At 65.7% G+C, this 21,523-nt stretch carries 16 protein-coding genes and 1 pseudogene; all 17 read right to left on the reverse strand.

Annotation, left to right across the window (positions count from 1 at the left end; all coding sequences use genetic code 11):
- Nucleotides 1-24 precede the first annotated feature (24 nt).
- A complete protein-coding gene (locus LE197_RS13630) occupies nucleotides 25-1,014 on the reverse strand; it encodes a serine/threonine-protein kinase (protein ID WP_003097784.1) in 990 nt (329 codons plus the stop codon).
- Entirely contained in the window at nucleotides 1,011-1,739 is a 729-nt protein-coding gene (locus LE197_RS13635; RefSeq protein WP_003087627.1) for a PP2C family protein-serine/threonine phosphatase, read from the reverse strand. Before LE197_RS13635 ends, LE197_RS13630 begins: the two co-directional genes overlap by 4 nt.
- On the reverse strand, nucleotides 1,739-5,266 hold the full coding sequence (tssM, locus tag LE197_RS13640) for a type VI secretion system membrane subunit TssM (RefSeq protein WP_003122874.1): 3,528 nt from the start codon (nucleotides 5,264-5,266) through the stop codon (nucleotides 1,739-1,741). Before tssM ends, LE197_RS13635 begins: the two co-directional genes overlap by 1 nt.
- A gap of 15 nt (nucleotides 5,267-5,281) precedes the next feature.
- A complete protein-coding gene (gene icmH / locus LE197_RS13645) occupies nucleotides 5,282-6,151 on the reverse strand; it encodes a type IVB secretion system protein IcmH/DotU (RefSeq protein ID WP_003087622.1) in 870 nt (289 codons plus the stop codon).
- A 2-nt stretch (nucleotides 6,152-6,153) separates the two neighbouring features.
- Nucleotides 6,154-7,485 carry a type VI secretion system baseplate subunit TssK gene (gene tssK / locus LE197_RS13650; protein WP_003097790.1) on the reverse strand — a complete coding sequence of 444 codons (1,332 nt, stop codon included), beginning with the start codon at nucleotides 7,483-7,485 and terminating at the stop codon, nucleotides 6,154-6,156.
- Nucleotides 7,482-7,988, reverse strand: coding sequence for a type VI secretion system lipoprotein TssJ (gene tssJ / locus LE197_RS13655; RefSeq protein ID WP_003158363.1), 507 nt, complete (start codon nucleotides 7,986-7,988; stop codon nucleotides 7,482-7,484). Before tssJ ends, tssK begins: the two co-directional genes overlap by 4 nt.
- 5 nt (nucleotides 7,989-7,993) lie before the next feature.
- Entirely contained in the window at nucleotides 7,994-9,187 is a 1,194-nt protein-coding gene (gene tagH / locus LE197_RS13660) for a type VI secretion system-associated FHA domain protein TagH (protein ID WP_010794017.1), read from the reverse strand.
- A gap of 17 nt (nucleotides 9,188-9,204) precedes the next feature.
- Nucleotides 9,205-9,345: a hypothetical protein gene (locus LE197_RS13665; protein WP_003117736.1), complete on the reverse strand. Its 141-nt coding sequence runs from the start codon at nucleotides 9,343-9,345 to the stop codon at nucleotides 9,205-9,207.
- A gap of 88 nt (nucleotides 9,346-9,433) precedes the next feature.
- Nucleotides 9,434-10,945: a sigma-54 interaction domain-containing protein gene (locus LE197_RS13670; protein WP_004342817.1), complete on the reverse strand. Its 1,512-nt coding sequence runs from the start codon at nucleotides 10,943-10,945 to the stop codon at nucleotides 9,434-9,436.
- Nucleotides 10,946-10,955: 10 nt separating this feature from the next.
- On the reverse strand, nucleotides 10,956-13,589 hold the full coding sequence (gene tssH, locus LE197_RS13675; RefSeq protein ID WP_016561755.1) for a type VI secretion system ATPase TssH: 2,634 nt from the start codon (nucleotides 13,587-13,589) through the stop codon (nucleotides 10,956-10,958).
- A 6-nt stretch (nucleotides 13,590-13,595) separates the two neighbouring features.
- Nucleotides 13,596-14,603 carry a type VI secretion system baseplate subunit TssG gene (gene tssG / locus LE197_RS13680; protein ID WP_003087607.1) on the reverse strand — a complete coding sequence of 336 codons (1,008 nt, stop codon included), beginning with the start codon at nucleotides 14,601-14,603 and terminating at the stop codon, nucleotides 13,596-13,598.
- Entirely contained in the window at nucleotides 14,567-16,354 is a 1,788-nt protein-coding gene (tssF, locus tag LE197_RS13685) for a type VI secretion system baseplate subunit TssF (protein ID WP_003163428.1), read from the reverse strand. The genes tssG and tssF overlap by 37 nt, the downstream gene beginning before the upstream one ends.
- Before the next feature lie 159 nt (nucleotides 16,355-16,513).
- A pseudogene (locus LE197_RS13690) lies at nucleotides 16,514-16,681 on the reverse strand (PAAR domain-containing protein); the annotation flags it as partial.
- Nucleotides 16,682-16,691: 10 nt separating this feature from the next.
- Complete coding sequence (tssE, locus tag LE197_RS13695) at nucleotides 16,692-17,099, reverse strand: type VI secretion system baseplate subunit TssE (RefSeq protein ID WP_003097809.1); 408 nt, start codon at nucleotides 17,097-17,099, stop codon at nucleotides 16,692-16,694.
- A gap of 12 nt (nucleotides 17,100-17,111) precedes the next feature.
- Entirely contained in the window at nucleotides 17,112-18,587 is a 1,476-nt protein-coding gene (tssC, locus tag LE197_RS13700) for a type VI secretion system contractile sheath large subunit (RefSeq protein ID WP_003087596.1), read from the reverse strand.
- A gap of 28 nt (nucleotides 18,588-18,615) precedes the next feature.
- Nucleotides 18,616-19,122, reverse strand: a complete 507-nt coding sequence (gene tssB / locus LE197_RS13705; RefSeq protein WP_016851765.1) for a type VI secretion system contractile sheath small subunit — start codon at nucleotides 19,120-19,122, stop codon at nucleotides 18,616-18,618.
- Between the two features lie 35 nt (nucleotides 19,123-19,157).
- Nucleotides 19,158-20,714, reverse strand: a complete 1,557-nt coding sequence (gene tssA, locus LE197_RS13710) for a type VI secretion system protein TssA (protein WP_003097814.1) — start codon at nucleotides 20,712-20,714, stop codon at nucleotides 19,158-19,160.
- Nucleotides 20,715-21,523: the final 809 nt, after the last annotated feature.

Here is a 21,523-nt window from a genome sequence, read left to right on the forward strand (position 1 = left end):
TCCTGCAAACCGAGCGCCGCCGGCTCAACGGGCAAGAACGCCGGCCAGCCAGGAACGCCGCGCGCCCAGCGCTTCCTGCAATTCGCGGACGCCGATGCAGCGCCGTTCGGGGTCGAGGCTCAGGGCGGTACGCAGCGCCGGCCAGCAGCGCCGAGGCAGGTGTCCGGGCGCGCGCAGCTGGCGCTCCAGCCCCTGCTCCCGGGCCTGGTTCGAGGGCAGGCGGCGGAACGGATGGCGACCGTCGGCCAGTTCGTAGAGGACGCAGGCCAGCGCATACAGGTCGGCCGCCGGCGACAATGGCGCGCCCTCGAGCAGTTCGGGAGCGGCGTAGCCCGGAGTCCAGGCGTCGATGCGGCCCCGGCTGAGCTGCGGCAGGCCATCCAGGATGCCTGCCTGCGCCTGGCCGAGGCCGAAGTCGAAGAGCCGCACGCCCTCTTCGCCGAGCATCACGTTGCTCGGCTTCAGGTCGCCATGCAGTACTCCTTGTTCGTGGACGTAGGCCAGAACATCCAGCAACGGCCGGGCGATCGCGCTCAGCTCGGACCAGGGCAGGCCTTCGGGACGCTCGCAGAGCAGGCGGTCGAGCGGCAGGCCAGGCATGAGTTCCATGACGATGTAGGCGCGCTGGCATGCGGTGTCGACGTCGAAGGTGAACAGACGCACGACGTTCGGATGGCGCAAGCGCCGGGTCAGGGCGAACTCGCTATAGAGCAAGGCGCTGGCGTCGGGTGACTCGGCGACCGACTCGTTGAGCAGCTTCAGCGCTACCAGCGGCGCCGGGTCGCCGAACTGCTCATGGAGCAGGTCCCGGGCACGGTAGACCGTCCCCATGCCGCCGGCGCCGAGCATCCGCTCCAGACGGTAGCGCCCGGAAAGAACGTCCGGCAGCGGACCGGGCAACACCGCCGGCAGGTCCGGCGCCGAGGCGGTCGGGGCGGCGAAGGCGAAATAGGTCAGGTTCGCGCCGCCCTCCTCCTCCGGCAGCAGCTCCAGCGACGACAGCGGTTCGTTCATTGGCGGATCACCACGGCCGTCAGGTTGTCCCGTGCGGCGCCGCTCAGGGCACCGTCGAACAGCCGCTCCACCGCCACCTGCGGCGATGCCAGGCTCAACGCGCGACCCAGCGCATCGGCGCTCAGCTCTTCGTAGAGCCCGTCGCTGCAGAGCAGGAAGACATCACCGGGATGCACCTCCAGTTCCAACACGTCCAGCACCAGTTGTTCGCTGGCGCCGACGGCACGGGTCAGCGCGCGCGCCGAGGGATAGGCGCGGGCCTGCTCGATATCCATCCGCCGTTCGTCGACCAGTCGCTGCAACAGCGAGTGGTCGCGGGACAGCTGGTACAGCCGCTGGCCGCGCCACAGGTAGCAGCGGCTGTCGCCGACCCACACGCAGGCCGCCCGCGACCCCTCCACGACCAGCGCCACCACCGTACTGCCGATGATCCTGTCGCCGCGTTCGGCGCTGAGGGTGAGTTCCTCGCCCAGGCGCCGGTTGAGCCAGTGCAGGCACTGGCGCATCGCGTTCAGGCGCTCGTCGAATCCCGCCCGGGCCGGCAGTTCCGCCAGGCTGGTGACGATCATCCGGCTGGCCAGGTCGCCGGCCTGGTGCCCGCCCATGCCATCGGCGACCGCCCAGAGCCCGCGATCCGGGCAGTCCAGGAAGGCATCCTCGTTGCGCGCGCGGACCTTGCCGCGATCCGTGCGCGCCGCGCTGCGCCAGGGCTCGGTGCGTTGCATCAGAGCTGCACCGGCATGCGGAAGCTGCGCAGGACCGCGAGATCGAACGGATTCGGCGTGCGCTGGGCGAGCAGCAGGTAGTTGGCGCGCAGGCCGCCCAGGTCGGCCTTGAGCACCATCACGTCACGCCCGCTGAGGTACTCGGTCTGCATCAGGTCGAACAGCCTGAACAGCGACCAGGGCCCGGTATTGCGTTCGATTCCCACCGGTCGTCCGGCCATCTTCTCCAGCACCAGGCTGGTGCGGCCGCCGTCGGCGTCGCTGGGCCACTTGAACGACATCGGCACGATCGGGCCGTGGCGGTACTCCATGGACTGACCGTCGAAACGGAACTCGGCGCGGCTGACGCCAGGATCGAGGGTATAGGGCTCCAGGCGGAAGCGCACCTGTGGCTCGGCCGGGTTCTCGGCGAAGAAGCTCTGGCGGATCACCTGGGCCGTGCCCATCTGGTCGAGATAGACTTTGGACATCGGCAGGCTGTAACCGTCCACGCTGCGCAGGCGGTAACTGCCCGGGTCGCCGCTGACGAAGGGCCGCATGTAGGTTTCGAAGAAGCGTTCGGCGACGCCCTGCGCCTTGAAGAACTCGCGGAAATCGCTGACCGCGACATCGCTGGCGCTGTGCGCGTTGAACGGGTAGCGCTTGTTGATCGCCTTGCTGTAGAAACCGTACAGCTCGCTCTGGTAGCGCTGGTTGAGGTACAGGTAGGCATCGCCGAGGACCAGCCGCCAGGCGTCTTCGGCCAGCACGCTGAACCATCCGCCGAGCGGTCGCGGCAGTCGCGCGGAGGCGTTGCGCAGGTTGCTCAGGGCATCGCGCTGGCCGCCCATGCGGCTCTTCGCCATGTCGAAAGCCGCCTGCTCCGGCTGGCTGGCGCGCGCCAGTCCGGCGAGTTGCAACTGCAACTCGTTGAGCGCCTGCAACAGCGGGGTGAGGTCGGCCGCCGGGCCGTTGTTATCGTCGAGCAGGCGATGCAGGGGCTCGAAGCGGCGTTGCAGGGACTTCTTCGCGGTATCCGGCAGGTTCTTCGCCAACGCGTCCCTGGCCTTGCCGGCCGCCGCGGCGGCCGCCTTGCCCAGCTTGCCGCCCTTTTCCGCGGCCTTGTCGCTGGCCTCTGCCAGCGCCTCGGCGCTCTCCGCCAGGACCGGGAAACGGGTGTTCTCACGGACCTCCAGCAACAACTGGAGGATCGGCGAGTTGGCGGCGAGCAGCCCGGAAACCTGGTCGGCGCCCTCGCCGGCATCGTTGAACGGCAGCAGGCCCAGGCGTCCGACCGCCTCGCTCCAGAAGTTCGCGTAGTCGCGGAAATACAGCTGCTCGAGTTCGACCATCAGGCGCCGCAGGTCCATGTCGCTGATCCCGCTGCCCTCGCCCAGGACCCAGTTGTCGCGAAGGATGTCGTTGACCAGGCTGGCGCCCTGGACCACGAAGTATTGCTGGTAGCCCTGCTGGGTGTAGAACCCCGGGATCACGTAGTCGGTGCCGACGAACAGACCGGCCTGCGGCCCCAGGTGCTGGCCGAAGCGATACTCGGGCAGGCTTCGCGCCTGTTCGCGCAGCACCCGGTAGACCACGTTGGCCAGGGACTCGCTGCGCAGCACCTGGCGTGCCTGGGCCACCAGGGTCTCGTTCAGCGGATAGCTGAACGGTTGCTCGAGCAGACGGGCGAAATGCGTGTTCAGGCCATTCTGCACGGTGCCGTTGCCGGCATAGCGCTGCGACCAGTCGGTAGCCACCCAGTCCTTGAGCCATCCGTTCTCGCGGCGCTCGCGCAGATTCAGCATCAGGTAGGCCCGCAGGCTGTTGAGCAGGCGTTCGCGATTCTGCATGTTGCCGCGGATCTGCGCTTCGAGCATCCGCGCCACGCGCGGCAGCAGTTGCGTCTCCAGCTCGCGGCGATAGGCAGCGGCCAGCGGCGGGTTGACCTCGTTGCCCTGGTACAGCCCGGCGCGCTCGTGCAGCGAGACTTCCCCTTTGGGCGGAAACACGGTGGTCGCCGCATAGCTGCTATCCAGCGTCTTCAGCGCCGCCATGGCGTCGTCGCGCTCGCCAAGCGCCTGGCGCTGCTGGGCCCATTGCTGCGCCAGCTCGCGGACCCGCTCCAGGCGCTCGTGGTTGGCCGAGAAACCGCCAGCCCAGAGCAGGCCGAATAGCAGAAGGAGCGCCAGCGAACCGACGTACAGGGCTCGCTGGCCCCAGTGGATGCGCGTGCGTTCGCGGCGATCGAGACCTGCCAGGTTGGCCTCGGGGAAGATCACCTGGCTCAGCAGGTGATGGATGAAGCGCGAGCGCCCGTTGCGCAGGGTCGGCAGCAGGCCGCTGGCGATCCCCAGGTTGGCGCCGATGCCGGCGGTGTCCTCGTCCAGCTGCTGGGCCAGGTGCGGCGCGCTGGTCAGGTAGAAGCCGCGCAGGCGGCTGGCGCGCTGGTAGCGGTTGCCGGTGAAGGCGAGTTCGACGAACAGGCACAACCGCTCGCCGATCTGGCCAAGCTGGTGCGGGAAGTCCAGGATGCGACCGCGACGCAGGGTATCGCGCTCCTGGTGGATGCGCATGATCACCTGGCTGTTCAGGCGTCGCAGAAGGTCCTCGAACGCCTGGCGCAGGACCGTCACATCGGTGCCGTTCTGCTCCTTGCCGAAGCTGGTGCCCAGAACCTGGTCGCTCTCCTCGCGGCTCAACTGGTCGAAGAACTCGTCGAAGCCGAGCAACTGGTCGGCCTTGCTCAGCACCAGGTAGACCGGCAGATCGAGGTGCAGGGTCTGCTGGATTTCCTGCAGGCGCGCACGCACCTGGCGAGCCAGCGTATCCAGCGCCATCTCGTCGTCACTGAGCAACGTTTCTACCGGAATCGACACCATCACGCCATTCAGCGGCCGTGCGCGGCGGCGCTTGCGCAACAGGCCGAGCAGGGTCGCCCAGGCGCCCCCGTCGACCTCGCCGTCGGCTTGGGTCAGGTAGCGCCCGGCGGTGTCGATCAGGACGCCGTGGTCGGCGAAGTACCAGTCGCAGTAGCGCGTGCCGGCGGTGTCGCGGGTCAGCTTGCGGTCGATCCGGTTGATCGGGAATTCCAGTCCGGAAAAGTCCAGCAGGCTGGTCTTGCCGCTTCCCTGCGGGCCGATCAGCAGGTACCAGGGCAGCTCGTTGCGCCAGCGCTCGCTGCGACCGCGGTACAGGCTGGAGGTCTTCAGGGTGCGCAAGGCGTCCTTGAAGCGGCTGCGCAATTCCTTCTGTTCGTCTTCGATCAGACCGTCGCGGCGCAGGCGCTCCTGGCCCTCGTCGCTGTCCTCGACGGCCTTGCGCCGCACTCCGGCGCGCCAGCTGACGAAGACCATCGCCAGCCCCCAGACCAGGAACATCAGGCTGATGCTCAGCAACCGCGAGGTCGGGCTTTCCCAGAACTTGTAGTCGGCGACCGCCAGCAGCGGCCCGACGAACCACACCAGCAATGCCGCCAGGAGTACCAGCAACAGCGTCCAGACCCACGTCTTGCGCAGGAAGGCGCCGACTTTCTTGAAGAAGTTTTTCATTTCGCGTCCCTGTGTTTACGAACCGGGCTGTCCTGCCGCCGCATCGAGCGACTGGTAAGGCTGCAGCACCGTGTCGCGTTGTTCGCCGAGAACCCAGGCGAATCCCGAATACATCACCACCAGGCAGACCAGGGTGAACAGCGCCACCATCCACCAGGGCACGATCCGCACCAGGCCGCGACGCTGGTCGCTGAGCCCCTGCCAGTGCGGCGACAGTTCGCGCGGCACGTCGCCGCGCAACTGGCGGATCTGCCGGTAGAGCGCATCGGAAATACCGTCCAGGTCGAGCACGCCGCGAGCCATCACCCGGTACTTGCCCTCGAAGCCGAGGGCCAGGCAGAGGTACATCAGCTCCAGCATCGGCAGGTGCTTGACCGGGTTCTTCGACAGCCGGTCGAGCAACTGGAAGAACTTCTCGCCGCCGAAGGTCTCGTTATGGAAGCTGCTCAGCAGGCTGATCTTCGACCATTCGCTTTCGTTGCCCCACGGGGTGGTCACCACCGCCTCGTCGACCACCGTGCACAGCACGTAGCGCGCCGCCATGACCTGGCTGTTTTCCACGCCATCCTGCACGGCGCGGAATTCGAAGAGCTTCATGGCGGAGGTCAACCGCTCCTTGAGCGCCGCAAGGTTCTCCAGCACGGTGCTGTGCTTGAGCCGGACCACTTCCGAAAGCAGTTCGGAAGCCGCCGCCACCAGCGGGTTCAGGCTGACGTTGAAGGCCTCGCCCGGACGCAGGCGCGCCGCGTAGATCATCCGCTCCTCGAGCTGCTCGAAGCGCGGCGGTTCGGCGAAATCGGTCAGCGGCCCCTGGGCCGGTACCTGTCCCTGGTGATCGAGGAGGACGGTCTTCTCGTCCTCGTGGTATTCCCTTTCCTTGATCATGTTCAGTTCCTGATGGCCCAGAATTTCAGTTCAAGCTCGGAGAACTCGCCGGATACGTGGAACGCGAAACCGCCGGAGCGCTCCAGCTGGGCCATGTCCTCGGCGTTGGGTTCGAGAATGAAATAGGTCTTGTTGGAGTGGAACGGGATCTGCCGCGGCGCCACCGGCAGCGGCTTGACCCGGATCCCCGGCAGGTGCAGGTTGACCAGTTGGCGAATGTGCTCGACCGCACCCACCTTGAGATGCGCGGGCAGCCGCTGGCGCAGTTCCTCCGACTCGCAATTGGCACTGGCGGCGAGCACGAACGAGGCGCTGCCGAGCAGCTTGTGGTCGTGCAGGGGCGAGACCAGGATGCCGTACTGGCGGGCCTGGAGAGGCAGTTCGATGGCATGCTGCTCGAGCACCATCGACAGGACCTGGCGGATCGCCTCCATCAGCCTGCGGAAGCTGGCGCCCTGGTCGCTGTGCTGGTAACGGCTGTCCAGGCGCGGACGCTTGCTCTCGCTGCCGAAGGTGGCGAGGTCGCCGAGCATGGTCAGCAGCACCCGGTACAACTGCTCCGGATGCACCTGCTCCAATCCCAGGTAGTGGCGCAGCAGCAACTCGGTGCGATTGATCAGTTGCAGCATCATGAAATCGCCGACCTCCGCGCCGCCGACCTTGCCATTGGACCGGATACGCTCGGCGATGGTGTCGCCGCGATGGCCGAGCATGCTGATCACTTCCTTCAGGCAGGACAGCAGGTAGGCGGATGCGTGGGCGTGGAGGTAGCTCGGCACGAAGTCGGGATCGAGGCTGATCACCCCGTCCGGCGTGGTATCCAGCACCACCGCCACCTTCAGTTTGACGTAGGCCTGGTCGCTCTGCTGCTCGCCGAGCAGCAGGCGAAAATCCGGCCGCGCGCAGCTGACCTGTACCATGGAATCCTCGCCGGCGTTGGAGTCCGCCACCTCCAGGTCGTAGGCGGTATAGCGCGCCAGGACCTCGGCCTGCTCCGGCCGGCGCGCCTCGATGTGGTTGCCGGTGACCAGCGGCAGGGCCAGGTAGATCGGCACGTTCGAGGTATTGGGCGGCACGTCGAGGGCGAGCGGCTCGGTGTTGCCGCCGAGTTCGAACAGGCTGCCGTCGGGCAGTACGCCGGAGGCCTGGCTGATCACCAGCTTGCCCATGTTGAGGAACTGGCGGTCCAGCTCCAGGGCGAGGAAGCCCCAGTTGTAGCTGCCCAGCAACTGGGTCCGGGCCTTCATCTGGTTGTCGTAGTAGCGGTCGTTGTGTTGCAGGTGCTGCGGGCGCAGCAGCATGCCTTCCTGCCAGACGATCTTGTGCACGTTCATCGCGCGTCACCCGCCTTGCCGAGCAATTCGCCGGCATTCTGGATGCCCTTCTGGCCCAGCTTCAGCTCTACCCGGGTCAGCTCTTTCGCCGTGACCGGCACCACGTAGCGCCAGCTTGCCTCGCCGAGATCGCGGTAGGCGGCGAGCACGCCCACGTAGCGGCTCCCCTCCTCCACGCTGAGTTTGAGTTCGACCCGCTCGCCGGGACGCAGCTCCAGCTCCTCGCTGGTCACCAGGTCGGGGTCCAGGGTCTCCTTGGGACGTTCGTAGAGGCTGAAGAAGTCGGCGTTCTCGAACGCCACCGGGTGTTTCAGCTCGAACAGCCGCACTACCACCGGCGACGGCCGGCCATTGAGGTCGGGATTGACCCGCTCGCCGGCGCTCAGGGCGAGGTCGAGCTTGGTCAGTCTGGAATACGGCGACAGCGTGGAACAGCCGGCCAGCAGCGCCAGGACGGCGAGCATGGCCAGCGCCCTGGCTGGCGGGATCGGGCGACGAGACATGGCGATCATCCTTGGTGCTCGGTGTAGAGGGTGGAAATCAGGCGAACCTGCTCTTCGTAGGCCTGGGCGAAATCACGCGCCAACAGACGCTCGCTCCAATCGTCGTCCTGGCATAGCGACTGGTGGTAGCGACCGTAGGCACGCCAGCGGCTGCCCGAGGTGGCCAGCAACGGCCGGCGACCGTCGCGCTCGAAACGCAGGGCCAGCTGCTGCGGCGAGAAATGCTCAAGGGTCGCGCGCACCGCCGCCCGGCTGGCGCCGAGCAGCGCCACCTGGTGCGCCTGGAGGTCGCGGAAACTGCGTGCGACGGCCTGTTCGCCACTCAACTGGCCAGGCTTGCCATCCCGTAGCAGATGCCCCAGCGCCTCGCCGGCATCGGCGCTGAAGCGCAAGGGATTCTTGCCGGTATCGCGCAACGTGCTCAGCGACAGGCGCAGTTCGTTCTTCAGTTCGCTGCGGGTCCGCAGGCTCTGCTGCAAGCCGCCGATGCACTGCCGCAGCAAACCGGCGGCGTCGATCGCCAGCGCTTCGCGCGCAGCGCCGTCGAGGCCTTCGAGGTCCATTCCCAGGGCCTGGCCGAAACGCTGCCAGAAGGCTTCGTCGCGACCCGGACGCGGACTTTCCACGGGTTCCTGCGGAGCCGCCGGGGCGGGCACCAGCTCCGGTACGACCAGGCTTTCCATGTCGATCCGCGCGTAGTCCGCACGCGCCCCGGCCTCCTGGCTGGGCTGGGCGATCGCGCTCAGGTCGTCGAGTTCGTAGGCATCTGCACCGTCCTGGTCGAGCGCCTGCAACGGATCGAGGGCCAGGAAGGCATCGTCCGGAATGATGCTGCCCGCCGGCTGCGGCCGCCCGACGTCCATGGCGAGCTCGTCGGGCTCGCGCAGCAACCGCGCGCGGATCTCGAAGTCGCCGAGCAGGAAGACGCTGTCCTGCTCGATGCGCTGCGGCTCGCCATGCGGCAGGCGGCTGCCGTTGCCGGCGCGGATGCCGTTGCTGCTGGTGTCGGTCAGGTAGAACGCGCCGTTGCGATAGCTGACCCGCGCATGCTGCTTGGACAGGTGCCGCTTGCGATCGGGAATCGCCCAATCGCACTCACCGCCGCGGCCGATGAGGCCGCCGTTCCTGCCGAAGGTCTTGCTGCATAGCTCCGTCGGTACGAATTGCTTGGCGCTGAGCATTTCCAATACCAGTTCCATGAGATCGCTCCTTGCGGTCACTTGCCGCGATTGACCGCCTGCGGATCGCCAAGCGGGCGATAGTCGCCGTCGTTGAATTTGTAGTTGCCGCTGCAACCGGAGAGGCCGCAGAGGACGGCCAGGGCCAGAAGCACGGCGGGCCAGTGACGAACAGGCATCAGGGAGTCTCCATGGAAGGGCCGCGGACGCCGCGCTCCAAGCGCGCGCCCGGCTGGGCTGGTTGGAAGGAAATCTCGATCATGGGCTTCAGGTCCGGGGATCGCCGAAATGAATGTTCAGGCGTCCCATGCGATAGATCAGGGTTCGTCGCGGCAGACCCAATTCGCGCGCGGCGAGGGTCTGGTTGCCAGCGTTCCTGCGCAGGCAGGCGAGCAGCAGGTCCCGTTCGATCTGCTCCAGATGCTCGCGCAGCTTGAGCGGCGCCTCCGCTTCCGGGGGCGCGCGCAGGGAAAAGTGTTCGGCCAGCAGCACCTCGCCTTCGCAGAGCAGTACCGCGCATTCCACCAGTCCCTTCAGCTCCCGAACGTTACCGGGAAAGCCATAGCCGTCGAGCAGTTCCAGCGCTTCCGCGGACCAGCCCAGCGGCGCGCGGCGCAGGAACACGCAGGCGCGCTCGGCGAAATGCCGGGCCAGTTCGAGGGCGTCGCCCTCGCGCTGGCGCAACGGCGGCAACTCGATGGGAAACTGCGCCAGCCGGTAGTAGAGGTCTTCGCGGAACTTGCCATCGCGTACCAGCAGGGCGAGGTCACGGTGGGTAGCGGCGATGATGCGTACATCGACCTTGTGCGTGTCGTTGCCGCCGAGCGGGCGAATCTCGCCTTCCTGCAACACGCGCAACAGCTTGGCCTGGAGCGAGAGGGGCATGTCGCCGATTTCGTCGAGCAACAGGGTTCCGCCATCCGCGGCATCGAACAACCCGGGGCGATCGCGCTCTGCACCGGTAAAGGCGCCCTTGCGGTAGCCGAACAGCTCGCTTTCCAGCAGGTTTTCCGGAAACGCCGCGCAGTTCTGCACCACGAACGCCTGTGCACGCCGCGGGCCGTACTCGTGGATCGCCCGTGCGACCACCTCCTTGCCGGTGCCGGTCTCGCCCTGCAGCAACACGGTATAGGGGTTGTGCAGGACCTTGCTGATCAGGCGGCAGGTCTCACGCATCGCCGCGCTCCTGCCGATCAGCCCGTAGCCGCTGACCACCGGTGCGCTGGACGGTCCCTGCGGCTCGCCGGAAGGTTGCGAGAGGCGTTGCAGCAGATGCAGCTGGGCCAGCACGAACGAGCCCAGCTGGCCCAGTGGATGGGCGAATCCCTGCAGGTCCAGTGGGCGCCGGGTAGCGCAGACCACCATGCCCTCGACCGTTTTCTCCGGGCTCACCAGCGGAACGCAGAGCAGGGACAGCCAGGGCTGCTCCGCTGCCGGCAGGAAGCCGGTCTCGTGCAGCCGCGACGGCAGGTCGACGAGACTGACCACGCGGTTCTGGCACAGGGCGAACTGCAGCAACTGCTCGCCGGTGTAGTCCGCCGGCAGGCTCGACGGCTCCAGCGCCTGCAACAGGCCGTCCCGGCATTCGGCGTTGAGGGTGAGCGCGGTATGGGTCTGGTCGAGCAGATACAACTGGCTCAGCTCGCAGCCGCTGAGTTCGCCGACTGCGCGTGCGAAACCGCCCAGCAGGGCCGTGATGTCGGTTTCCCGCGACAGCGCGCCGAACTGAGCGAGCAGGGCTTCGGCGAAGGCCAGGGGTTGCGGTACGCGGCTGAACATCGCACCCACCTCAGGCGAACTCGCAGAGCACGCGGCCGTGCTCGCCCAGCGTCGCATGGACCCGCTCGAGACGCTCGTCGCGCGCCATCGCTTCCAGCAAACGGTCGGCCACCAGCGGCAGCAGGTGCGTGTCCAGCAGGTGGTCGATCAACCGTGCGCCGCTGTCGCTCTGGGTGCAACGCTCGGCCAGGTGGCCCACCAGCGCCTGGCTGTAGTCGAAAGCCAGTTGACGGCGCGCCAGGCGCTCGCCGAGGCGTTGCAGCTTGATCTCGATCAGCTCGCGCAGTACCGGGCCGCCCACCGGGTAGTAAGGCACCACGCGCATGCGCGCCAGCAGCGCCGGCTTGAAATGCCGGCTGAGCGCCGGCCGGATGGTTTCCTCCAGGAGTTCGGCGGAAGGCCGCGCGCCGTCCTGGCAAAGCGCGGCGATGTGCTCGCTGGCGAGGTTGGAGGTCATCAGGATCAAGGTATTGCGGAAATCGATCTCGCGCCCTTCGCCATCGTTGGCCACGCCCTTGTCGAAGATCTGGTAGAACAGGTTGAGCACGTCCGGATCGGCCTTCTCCACCTCGTCCAGCAATATCACCGAATAGGGCTTCTGGCGTACCGCCTCGGTGAGCATGCCACCCTCGCCATAGCCGACATAGCCGGGCGGCGCGCCGATCAGGCGCGAGACGGTGTGCTTCTCCTGGAACTCGGACATGTTGATGGTGGTGATGAAACGCTCGCCGCCATACAGCAGGTCGGCCAGCGCCAGCGCGGTCTCGGTCTTGCCCACCCCGCTCGGGCCCACCAGCAGGAACACGCCGACCGGCGCATCGGGCTTGTTCAGCCCAGCCGCGGTGGCGCGCATCGCGCGGTCCAGGGCGCTGACCGCCTGTTCCTGGCCACGGATCCGCGCCCGCAGGTCGTCAGCGAACCCCATCACCTTGGCGTTGTGTTCCCGCGCCAGTTGTTCCACCGGTACGCCGGTCCAGGCGCCGATCACCTCGGCAACCAGGCGCGGGCAGACCTCGAAGCTGACCAGCCGCCCCTGGGCCTGGGCATCGGCGAGCGCCTGGCGGGTTTCGTGAAGGGCCTTTTCCAGGGCTTCGACACCGCCATGCTCGTCGGCCGGGAAAGTCTCCGCGTCCGCCTCGCCGCCCTGCTCTTCCCGGTTCGCCTCGCGGGCCCTGGCCAATTGCTGGCGCAGGGCGAGCAGGCGCTCGGCGAGTTCGCGCTGGCGGCTCCACTGGTCCTCCTGTACGTGCCGCTCGCTTTCCGCCTGGGCCAGGCGCTCCTCCAGCGCCTGCAGGGCATCGTGGTCGATCGGCAGGCCTGCCTCGGCATCGCGGCGCAGGGCCTGGCGCTGGCGCTCGCCTTCGGCCAGCTCGCCGCGCAGGCGCTCGAGGCTCTCCGGCGCCGCCGCCAGGCTGATGCGCACCCGCGCACAGGCGGTGTCGAGGACGTCGACGGCCTTGTCCGGCAACTGGCGACCCGCCAGGTAGCGGGCGGACAGTTCGGCGGCGGCCACCACCGCGTCGTCGCGCAGGTAGATACCGTGGCTTTCCTCGTAAACCCGGGCCAGGCCACGCAGGATCGTCACCGCCTCGGCAACGCTCGGCTCATGCAACTGCACGGGCTGGAAGCGCCGGGCCAGCGCCGGGTCCTTCTCGAAATACTTCTTGTATTCGGCCCAGGTCGTCGCCGCGATGGTGCGCAACTCGCCACGTGCCAGGGCCGGCTTTAGCAGGTTGGCGGCATCCGAGCCGCCGGCCTGACCGCCCGCGCCGATCAGCGTATGGGCCTCGTCGATGAACAGGATGGTCGGCCTGAGCGCTGCCTTCACTTCGTCGATGACGCCTTTCAGGCGCCGCTCGAACTCGCCCTTCACGCTGGCACCGGCCTGCAACAGGCCCATGTCGAGGGACAACAGCTCGACGTCCCTCAGCGCCGGCGGCACTTCCCCTGCGGCGATCCGCGAGGCCAGGCCTTCGACGATGGCGGTCTTGCCGACGCCGGCCTCGCCGACCACGATGGGGTTGTTTTTCCGCCGACGGGCCAGGATGTCGACCATCTGGCGAATAGCCCCGTCGCGACAGAGCACCGGATCGAGCTTGCCGTCGCGCGCCTGCTGGGTAAGGTTGTGGGTGAAACGCTGCAACAGGGACTCGCCGCCGCCCGGCTTGCCGCTGAGCGCGCCCTCCAGCGGCTGCGAGAGCGCGAAATCCTTCAACCGCTCGATGTCGAGCCGCGCCAGCAGCGGCTGGTAGCGGCTGCCGGCATAGCGCAACGGGTTGCGTAGCAGGGCCAGGATCAATGCCGCCTGGTCGATCTGGCTACGGCCCAGTTCGAGGTTGGCCAGCAACAGCGCATCCTGCAGCCACTGCACCAGCTCGGGCGCGAACACCGGATTGCGCGAGGCACTATGCTCGCCCCGCGCTTGCAACGCGGCGTTGAGTTCGCCGGCGTCCACCGCGGCATCCTGCAGGGCGCGCGCCAGCAGTCCCTGGGGACGCTCCAGCAGGCCCAGCAACAGGTCCTCCACCAGTACCTTGCTGCCACCACGGGCTACGCAGCGCTCGGCCGAGCCTTCGAGGTCGCGCCGGGTGTCGGCATCCAGCGCCTGAATCAGTTGTTGCAGGTCTACGTTGATCATGCTCATCCATCCTTAATGAATCTTGCTGCCCAGCGTCACCACGCCATCCGCGCGCTCCCGGCCCAGCCAGCTGGTCCAGCCAAGGCGGCAGGCGTTCTGCGCGCCGATGCGGAACTCACGGATTTCCTCGTGGCGCAAGACCAGCCGGATGTCGTAGTCGAGCGGGTCGCGCAGGGTGAAGCGAACCAGCGCGCAAAGCGGCTGGTAGCCGGGACCGATCGGCAGGAACTCGTGGAAGCGCTGCCAGTCGAGCTGGCGGATATGAATGCGGAACTTGCCGCTGCGGTCGCGGACCCGTTCGCCCAGCACCGCGTCTTCGCCAAGCTGGCTGTTGAACAGGCCGAGCCGGTTGCGCTGCTCTTCGAGGATCGCGACGCGCCGTTCGATACACTGCTCGGCGACCAGTTCGGCATGCTTGAAGTAGTAGCGCAGCACCGACTCGATCAAGGCCGCCGAGTGCGCCCGCAGGCTGAGCAGGCCCAGGTAGGGCAGCAGGCGTTTCCAGTTCAGTTCCCTGGCCTTGCGGATCTCTTCCCCGCCCAATCCGACGAGGGCGAACAATTGGGCGGAAAACGCATCGCTCGCGCCGCTCTGGAAGCTCACCCGGTAGCGGTACTTGCGCCAGATCGGCAACAGCAGCCGATGCAGGCGGTGATGGAAGAGATCGAGGAAGTTCCGCGTAGGATTGCCCTCCTCGCTGTCGCCCAGAGCCTGCTCGCTGTAGAACGCCGGCAACGGCGAACTGGCACCGAACAAGCCGATCAGGTTGAAACGCAGCCGCGCCCGCAGCATGCCGCGCTCTTCGAAGAACTCCACCCGATCGACATCGCTGCCCGGGAAACCGAGGCTAGGATTGGCCTGGAATTCCAACTGATCGTAGAGCGCCTCGTCTCCCAGGCCGGGATATTCCTCGCGGAGGCGATCCATGACCAGCAGGACCGCCTGGAACAGCGAGTACTCGCGAATGCCCCGGGCCAGCGCGCTTACAGCAGGGGCTGCAAACCCATGCGCGGTTTCCATTGGTACACGTCTCCCTGTGTGCTCCTCACCCGCAACTCGTGGTAGGAGTTGATGCTGGCGTAAAGCGCGAAAAATTCGTTCAGAACCGAAGCGAACACGAACAGGTCGCCCTCGCCGATGTAGCCTTCCGGATCGATCGTCAGCTCGGTACGCAAGCCGCGCAGCGGCAGGCCCCGATGCAGGCGGTCGACATGCTCGTGGCGGACCGCCTTGAGCCCGCCCAGCAGGCGCTTGCTGACCTTCGCCGCATGCTGGTCGTAGTAGCGCGGCAGGTCGTAGGTTTCGAGGATCACCTTGAGTGCGTCGACGTTGGCCAGCGACAGGTAGTTGAGCGACATGTTGCTGATCAGTTTCCAGAGGAAATCGCGGTTCAGCGGCGGCGCGTAGCTCGGCGTCGGCGGGGTGATATTGCGGAAACCGAGGAACTCCGGCGTGCCTTCGCAGGCGACGCAGATATCGCCCAGGCGCAGCCGTTGGGGCAGGTTCTGGTTGGTGCAGGTCAGTTCCACCGACAGCGTCTCGGTCTGCTCGGGATGGCGGATGCCGAAGCTCAGGTAGGTGTCCAGGCCATCGTGCAGCAACGAGGTCCGTTGCCGGACGCTGTAGTGGGGCCGTGCTTCCGGGACGTCGAAGCTGGGATCGTGCTCGAAGGACTCGAACGGCACATAGGCCTGGTAGCCGAGCCCGCCCGGCCGCCAGCCAGTGACGCCCTCTACCGAGAACACCCCGCAGTCCTCCAGGCTGTATTCGGCCGGCATCAGCAGGTACTCGTCCTGCTTGCCGTCGAGGCGGATCGGCAGCGCATCGTGGCGGAACAGGTTGGCCACCGGCGTACAGTACAGCTTGACGTTCTCCAGTGTCGGGTGCAGGCGCTGGATGCCGCTCTTGCGGATATCGAAGCGCAACTCGAGGCCGCGGACCTGCTTGAGGGTTTCCTCGGGCAGCGCGCCGAGCAGGTCAAGGCCATCCACGTCGACGAACAGGAACTTGTCCTGGAACGCGAAGTACTCCTGCAGGTAGCGATAGCCACGGAAGGTATTCAGCGGATAGGGAATCAACGCCTCGTCTTCGGCGAAACCCACCGGCTGCACCCGCTCGCCCGTCAGGCGGAACGACATCGGCTTGCCGGCCACGCCATCCAGCGGCCGCCCATGGGGGTCCAGCGGAATCAGTTGGATGCTCTCCAGGTTGCGCAGCAGGCACAGATAGAGCATCTGGCTGATGTAGCGCTCGCCGGCCAGGTGCAGGCGCAGCCGACTCAGGCCCAGCTCGCCGAGATGCCCGTCGCAGTTCATCGCCAGGCGCAGGCCGAGCAGCGCACCCTCGCCGGTCACCGAATAGTTGAGCGCCTCCAGCACCAGCGGCAGGACCTCGGTGGCGTAGCAGGTACGGAAGCGACAGGCGACCTCGCCCACCGGCCGGCTCTCGACCGGCGTATCGCGCTCCACGCGCAGCGCCCCGCCCGGGCGGGTCAGGGGGTCGAACTGGAGAATGCTGAAAGCCGGCAGCGGGCGCATATAGTTCGGCCACAGCAGGTGCATCATCGAGTGACTGAGTTCCGGCAACTCGTCGTCCAGCTTCTGCCGCAACCGCCCGGTCAGGAAGGCAAAGCCCTCGAGCAGGCGCTCGACATCCGGATCGCGTCCGACCTGCCCGAGAAACGGGGCCAGGGCCGGGCTACGCTCGGCGAAACGGCGCCCCAGCTGGCGCAGTGCGGTGAGTTCGCTCTGGTAGTAATGATTGAAGGACACGGCTTACCTGCTGGATATCGTTTCACTGATGGCAGTCGTCTGACCGCTGCCGCCAAAACCGCAATGACATTTCTGGCCTGAAGATCGGAAACCCACGGTGTCCGTTGTCTTTCCGTAATCGACCCGATTCGCGCCCATCTCAGAAGACCTCATGGACGAACCAGGCATCGAAGCGGTACAGTGCCAGGCCGAGGCGTCACCCTGGCGGGCCGCCGCGAGGCCGTCGAAGAACACGTCGGCGGAACCGACGACGATGGGATTGCTGCCGTGCCCGGGGAGCGGACAAGCGGTTGGATCGGAAACGCGGGCTGCGGGTTTGCCGGACATCGAAACCTCCTTAGCTGACCTTCACCTGGCCGCTGCCATCCAGGCATGCGGAAAAACTCACCTGGCGCTTGAAACCTTCCACCTCCAGCAACCCTTCGATGCTGAAGGCCAGGCGGAGCTGGTCGTTGTCGCGTGGCAGGGAAACGACACGCACGTCGCTCAAGCGCGGTTCGTAAGCCTCGATGAAACCTTCGATGGCCGAGCGGGCCTGGCTCAGGGAGTCGTGCAGGCTCAGGCGCATGTCGTTGAGATCGGGCAACCCGTAGTCGGACAGCGTCTGCACGCTGCCCGCCCGGGTGCTGAGCATCTTGCCCAGATGGGCAGCCACCGACGCCATGGCGGAAACCTCGCGGCTCCAGCCGACGCGCTTATCCGCGTCGCCGTTCAGGCGCTCGAACAGGCTGCCGTATCCGGTCATGGAAAGCTCCGCTTACTCTTTGTCCAGCTTGCCGACCAGCGACAGAGTGAAGTCCGCCCCCATGTACTTGAAGTGCGGGCGCACGTTCAGGCTGACGCGGTACCAGCCCGGCTCGCCCTCGACGTCACTGACGATGATCTGTGCAGCGCGCAGCGGGCGACGGCCGCGCACTTCGGCGCTGGGGTTTTCCTGGTCGGCGACGTACTGGCGGATCCACTTGTTCAGCTCCAGCTCGAGGTCGGTACGCTCCTTCCACGACCCCAGCTGTTCGCGTTGCAGGACCTTCAGGTAATGGGCCAGGCGGTTGACGATCATCATGTACGGCAACTGGGTGCCGAGCTTGTAGTTCAGCTCCGCGGCCTTGCCTTCGGCGCTGATGCCGAAGAACTTCGGCTTCTGCACCGAGCTGGCGGAGAAGAACGCGGCGTTGTCGCTGCCCTTGCGCATGGTCAGGGAAATGAAGCCTTCCTCGGCCAGTTCGTACTCGCGGCGATCGGACACCAGCACCTCGGTGGGGATCTTGGTCTCGATCTCGCCCATGCTCTCGAAGTGGTGCAACGGCAGGTCCTCTACCGCACCGCCGCTCTGCGGCCCGATGATGTTCGGGCACCAGCGATACTTGGCGAAGCTGTCGGTCAGCTTGGTGCCGAAGGCATAGGCGGTGTTGCCCCACAGGTAATGCTCGTGGCTGTTGGCCACGGTCTCCTTGTAGGCGAACGACTTGACCGGATTCTCTTCCGGATCGTAGGGCGTGCGCAGCAGGAAGCGCGGTACGGTCAGCGCCACGTAGCGGGAATCCTCGGACTGGCGGAAGCTCTGCCACTTGGCGAACTGCGGGCCTTCGAAATGATCCTTCAGGTCCTTCAGGTCCGGCAGGCCGGTGAAGCTTTCCAGGCCGAAGAACTTCGGACCGGCGGCCGCCACGAATGGCGCATGGGCCATGCAGGCCACGCTGGAGACGTATTGCATCAGCTTGACGTCGGGCGAACTGGGCGACATGTAGTAGTTGGCGATGATGGCGCCGACCGGCTGGCCACCGAACTGGCCGTATTCGGCGGTGTAGATGTGCTTGTACAGGCCGGACTGCATCACCTCGGGCGAGTCCTCGAAATCGTCCAGCAGGTCCTGCTTGGAAACGCTGAGAATCTCGATCTTGATGTTCTCGCGGAAGTTGGTGCGGTCGACCAGCAGTTGCAGGCCGCGCCAGGCCGACTCCAGCGCCTGGAAATCGGGATGATGGAGAATCTCGTCCATCTGCGTGCTGAGCTTGGCGTCGATCTCGGCGATCATCCGGTCGACCATCGCCTTCTTCACCGGCTCGCCGTCGTTCTGCGGCTTGAGCAATTCCTCGATGAAGGCGGAGACGCCGCGCTTGGCGATGTCGTAGGCCTCGTCGTCCGGGCTCAGGCGGGTCTCGGCGATGATGCTGTCGAGAATGTTGTATTCGCCGTTCTGGTTCCGGCCTTGCTGTGCGGCACTGGTGCTCATGTATCTGCTTCCTTGGCTAGGGGGTGGCTCAGGCGTCCTGGGAGGGGGCGGCGCTCAGCCCCAGCTCGCCCAGCACACGGCTACGGGACTCGTCGTCGGCGAGTACGCTTTCGATGGCCTTGCGGAACGCCGGGGCGTTGCCCAGCGGGCCCTTGAGGGCCACCAACGCATCGCGCAACTCCATCAGCTTCTTCAGCTCGGGCACCTGCTCGACGATGCTGGCCGGGTTGAAGTCCTTCATCGAGTTGATCTGCAGCCCCACCGCCAGCTCGTCCCTGCCGCCCTCCTCCTGGAGACGATTGGGTACGCTCAGCGTCAGCCCCAGCTCCTGCTTGGCCAGGACCTCGTCGAAGGTCATCTTGTCGATGCCGATCGGCTTGCGGTCCTCCACCTTGCGCTCATCCGTGCGCTGGGTGTAATCGCCGATCGCCAGTAGCTTCAACGGCAGTTCGATTTCTTCCTGGGCACCGCCAGTGGCGGGCTTGAAGGTGACGTTGATGCGTTCCTTTGGGGCTACCGAGCCTTCTTTGGCCATGGCTTTTTCTCCTTGAGAATTGAGGGCGCGAAGCCCTATTCGAGCACCACCTCGAGATCGAGGTGGCACAGCCTGCGATAAATGTCTTCCTTGCGTTCTCGCACGGCGTGGTTCTGCGGCAACAGCTCGCAGCAGCTATGCAGCAGGTGCAGTACATCCAGCGCCAGATCGGGCTCCCAGGCGTGCAATCCCGATTCGTGCAACTGATGGTCGAGGCTCTCCAGCTGGGTCTTGGCCAGCTCGTACTTCTTCGCCAGGAAGCACAGTCGCGCGAGGCTCAGTTGCCAGAAGAACCGGGCGCGCCCGCCGTGGGCGCGCTTCATGCCCTGCTTCAACACCTGTACCGCCGCCTTCAGGCCGTCCTTGCGCAACACCGGCTGGACCTCGTCCAGGGCGACGTCCCATTCGGCCTGCAGGGCCACGGTCTCGACCTTGCGCGGCGCACTGTCGTTCTGGAGATGGGGCATGACATGGGCGCTGATCCAGCCGCGGGTGGCCGCATCGGCGAATGCGCTGCCGTCGTGGAAACGCAGCTCCACCAGCCCCGGCAGACGCTGCAGGAGCAAGGCGAAATGCATTTCGACTTCCCGCATCGCCTGCTCGGCGTTGAGCCCTTGCAGGCACTCCCAGACCAGGCGCTGGCCGTCGAACCAGAACGGCGCCCGTGCCAGGCTCGCCTCCAGCTCCACCAGGAGATCGGCGTACAGGCCCTGGGCGAAACGCTCCTGGTAGCTTTTCAGCTTGTCCGCCGGCACTCCCCTTAGCGCGGTGACCTGTTCGGCATTGCGCTCGGGCATGGACTCGATGGGCAGCCAGAGCATCGTTCGGTTGAGGCGCAGCGCGCGCAGATCGGTGGCTTTCTGCTTCAGCCACCAGGCGCACAGGGGGCGTGCGGCCTCCTGCTGGGCGCGCATGGCCTTGTGGGCGTCGCGCTCGTTGTCGATGGGCGCACCCGGCGCCAGCAACTGGCTGGCCGCCTGCTTGACCTGGGCCACCACGGCGCCGACCACGCCAGGTTCGGGCTGGTTGTCGGCGGCGCGCTGGAGCATGCCCGAAAGGCGTCGGCTGATCGGCAGCAACAAGGGCGCGTCGTCGCCCAGTTGCGCGGTCAGCGCGGTATCGAGTTTTTCCAGGTGCTCGGCGAGACGCCGGAACAGGGGGAGTTGCTCCTTGATCGGTACGTTCTCGTTCAGCGCCTGCTCCAGCCGGGGCACCAGCCAGGCAATGGCCGCGGCGCGAGTGCGCGCCTTGAGCGGATGGATCTCGACCCAATGCCGGCTGCACAGACGTTCCAGCAATCCCAGTCCGGCCAGCAAACCGGGAAAGGATTCCCGTTGGTAGAGGGCCCAGGTCAACCAGGCTGCAACACGCAGGTCCTTGGATTGGGCACGAAGCAGCGCTTCGCTGTTTTCCAGGATTTTCAACCAGTCGGTCTGGCCGTTCTCATGGAGCGAGAGCGCCTTGCCCAGCTCATTTTCCAGCGCCTCGTATTCGCTGGAAAAACGCACATCCTCACCCGCAAAGACATCCTTTGAAATCGGCTGTTCCGCGAGTTCCAGATAATGCGAGGAGAGCTTGCTCGAATAGGTCATCCTAACCCTTCAATGCACACCATGTGCGCCAATGAATATCTTAACAATTCAACTAGTTGGCATAAAAACCGAACGAAAATCCCAATAGTCTGAAGAGCTCTTTGCCTTTTCCATGAAAACAACATAAAAACTGGCAAGCAACAGGACATTCCCTCTTTGGGAATTTTCCTATTCATTGATACGAATCAATGAAAGATTTTCAGCCAAACGTCAGGCGTCTGCGTCCATGCCCTTTACGGCTTGGCTATAGCCATCATAACGACATTGATGGCCATTTGGAAAACCCTACCAAAACAGGTAGTTAACAATTTATAAAAAATAAGGCAGGCAGTATGGATTTCTCCGGAGAGCCTCGAAACATAGGCCTTCCAAGCGGACCAACAGCTGATTTAGAGCGTAATAGCGATTGTGCAAGAAGTTGCACAATGAAAACCAAGAAACATCCCCAATAACAGTCCACAGCCCTTGAAAATACTGGCCTGAACACTACTGCGCAAAAAGTTGCACAACACTGCGCAACTTCTTGCTCAATTCACTTGTTATTTTTCTTTTCAGAATGAGACATGGATAACAATCAGCCATTGGATGAGATTGATTAAAAGAGCCATGAAAGACTGGCACGGGAATTGTTAGGGAAATTAATCGAGATGGGCGGTCCCATGGCCACCGGCGAGGAAGTTGCGCCGTGACCGACTGCAGGCGGGACGCACCGCTGCGTTTACCCTGGGCACGCCCGTACCGCACCGGCTGGGCGGAAATCGATAGCGACCCGAGCAGTCAGGAAAGCAGGATTCGATGACCGCCGCAGC

The sequence above is a fragment of the Pseudomonas sp. PS1(2021) genome (assembly GCF_020405165.1).
GTDB lineage: Bacteria > Pseudomonadota > Gammaproteobacteria > Pseudomonadales > Pseudomonadaceae > Pseudomonas > Pseudomonas aeruginosa.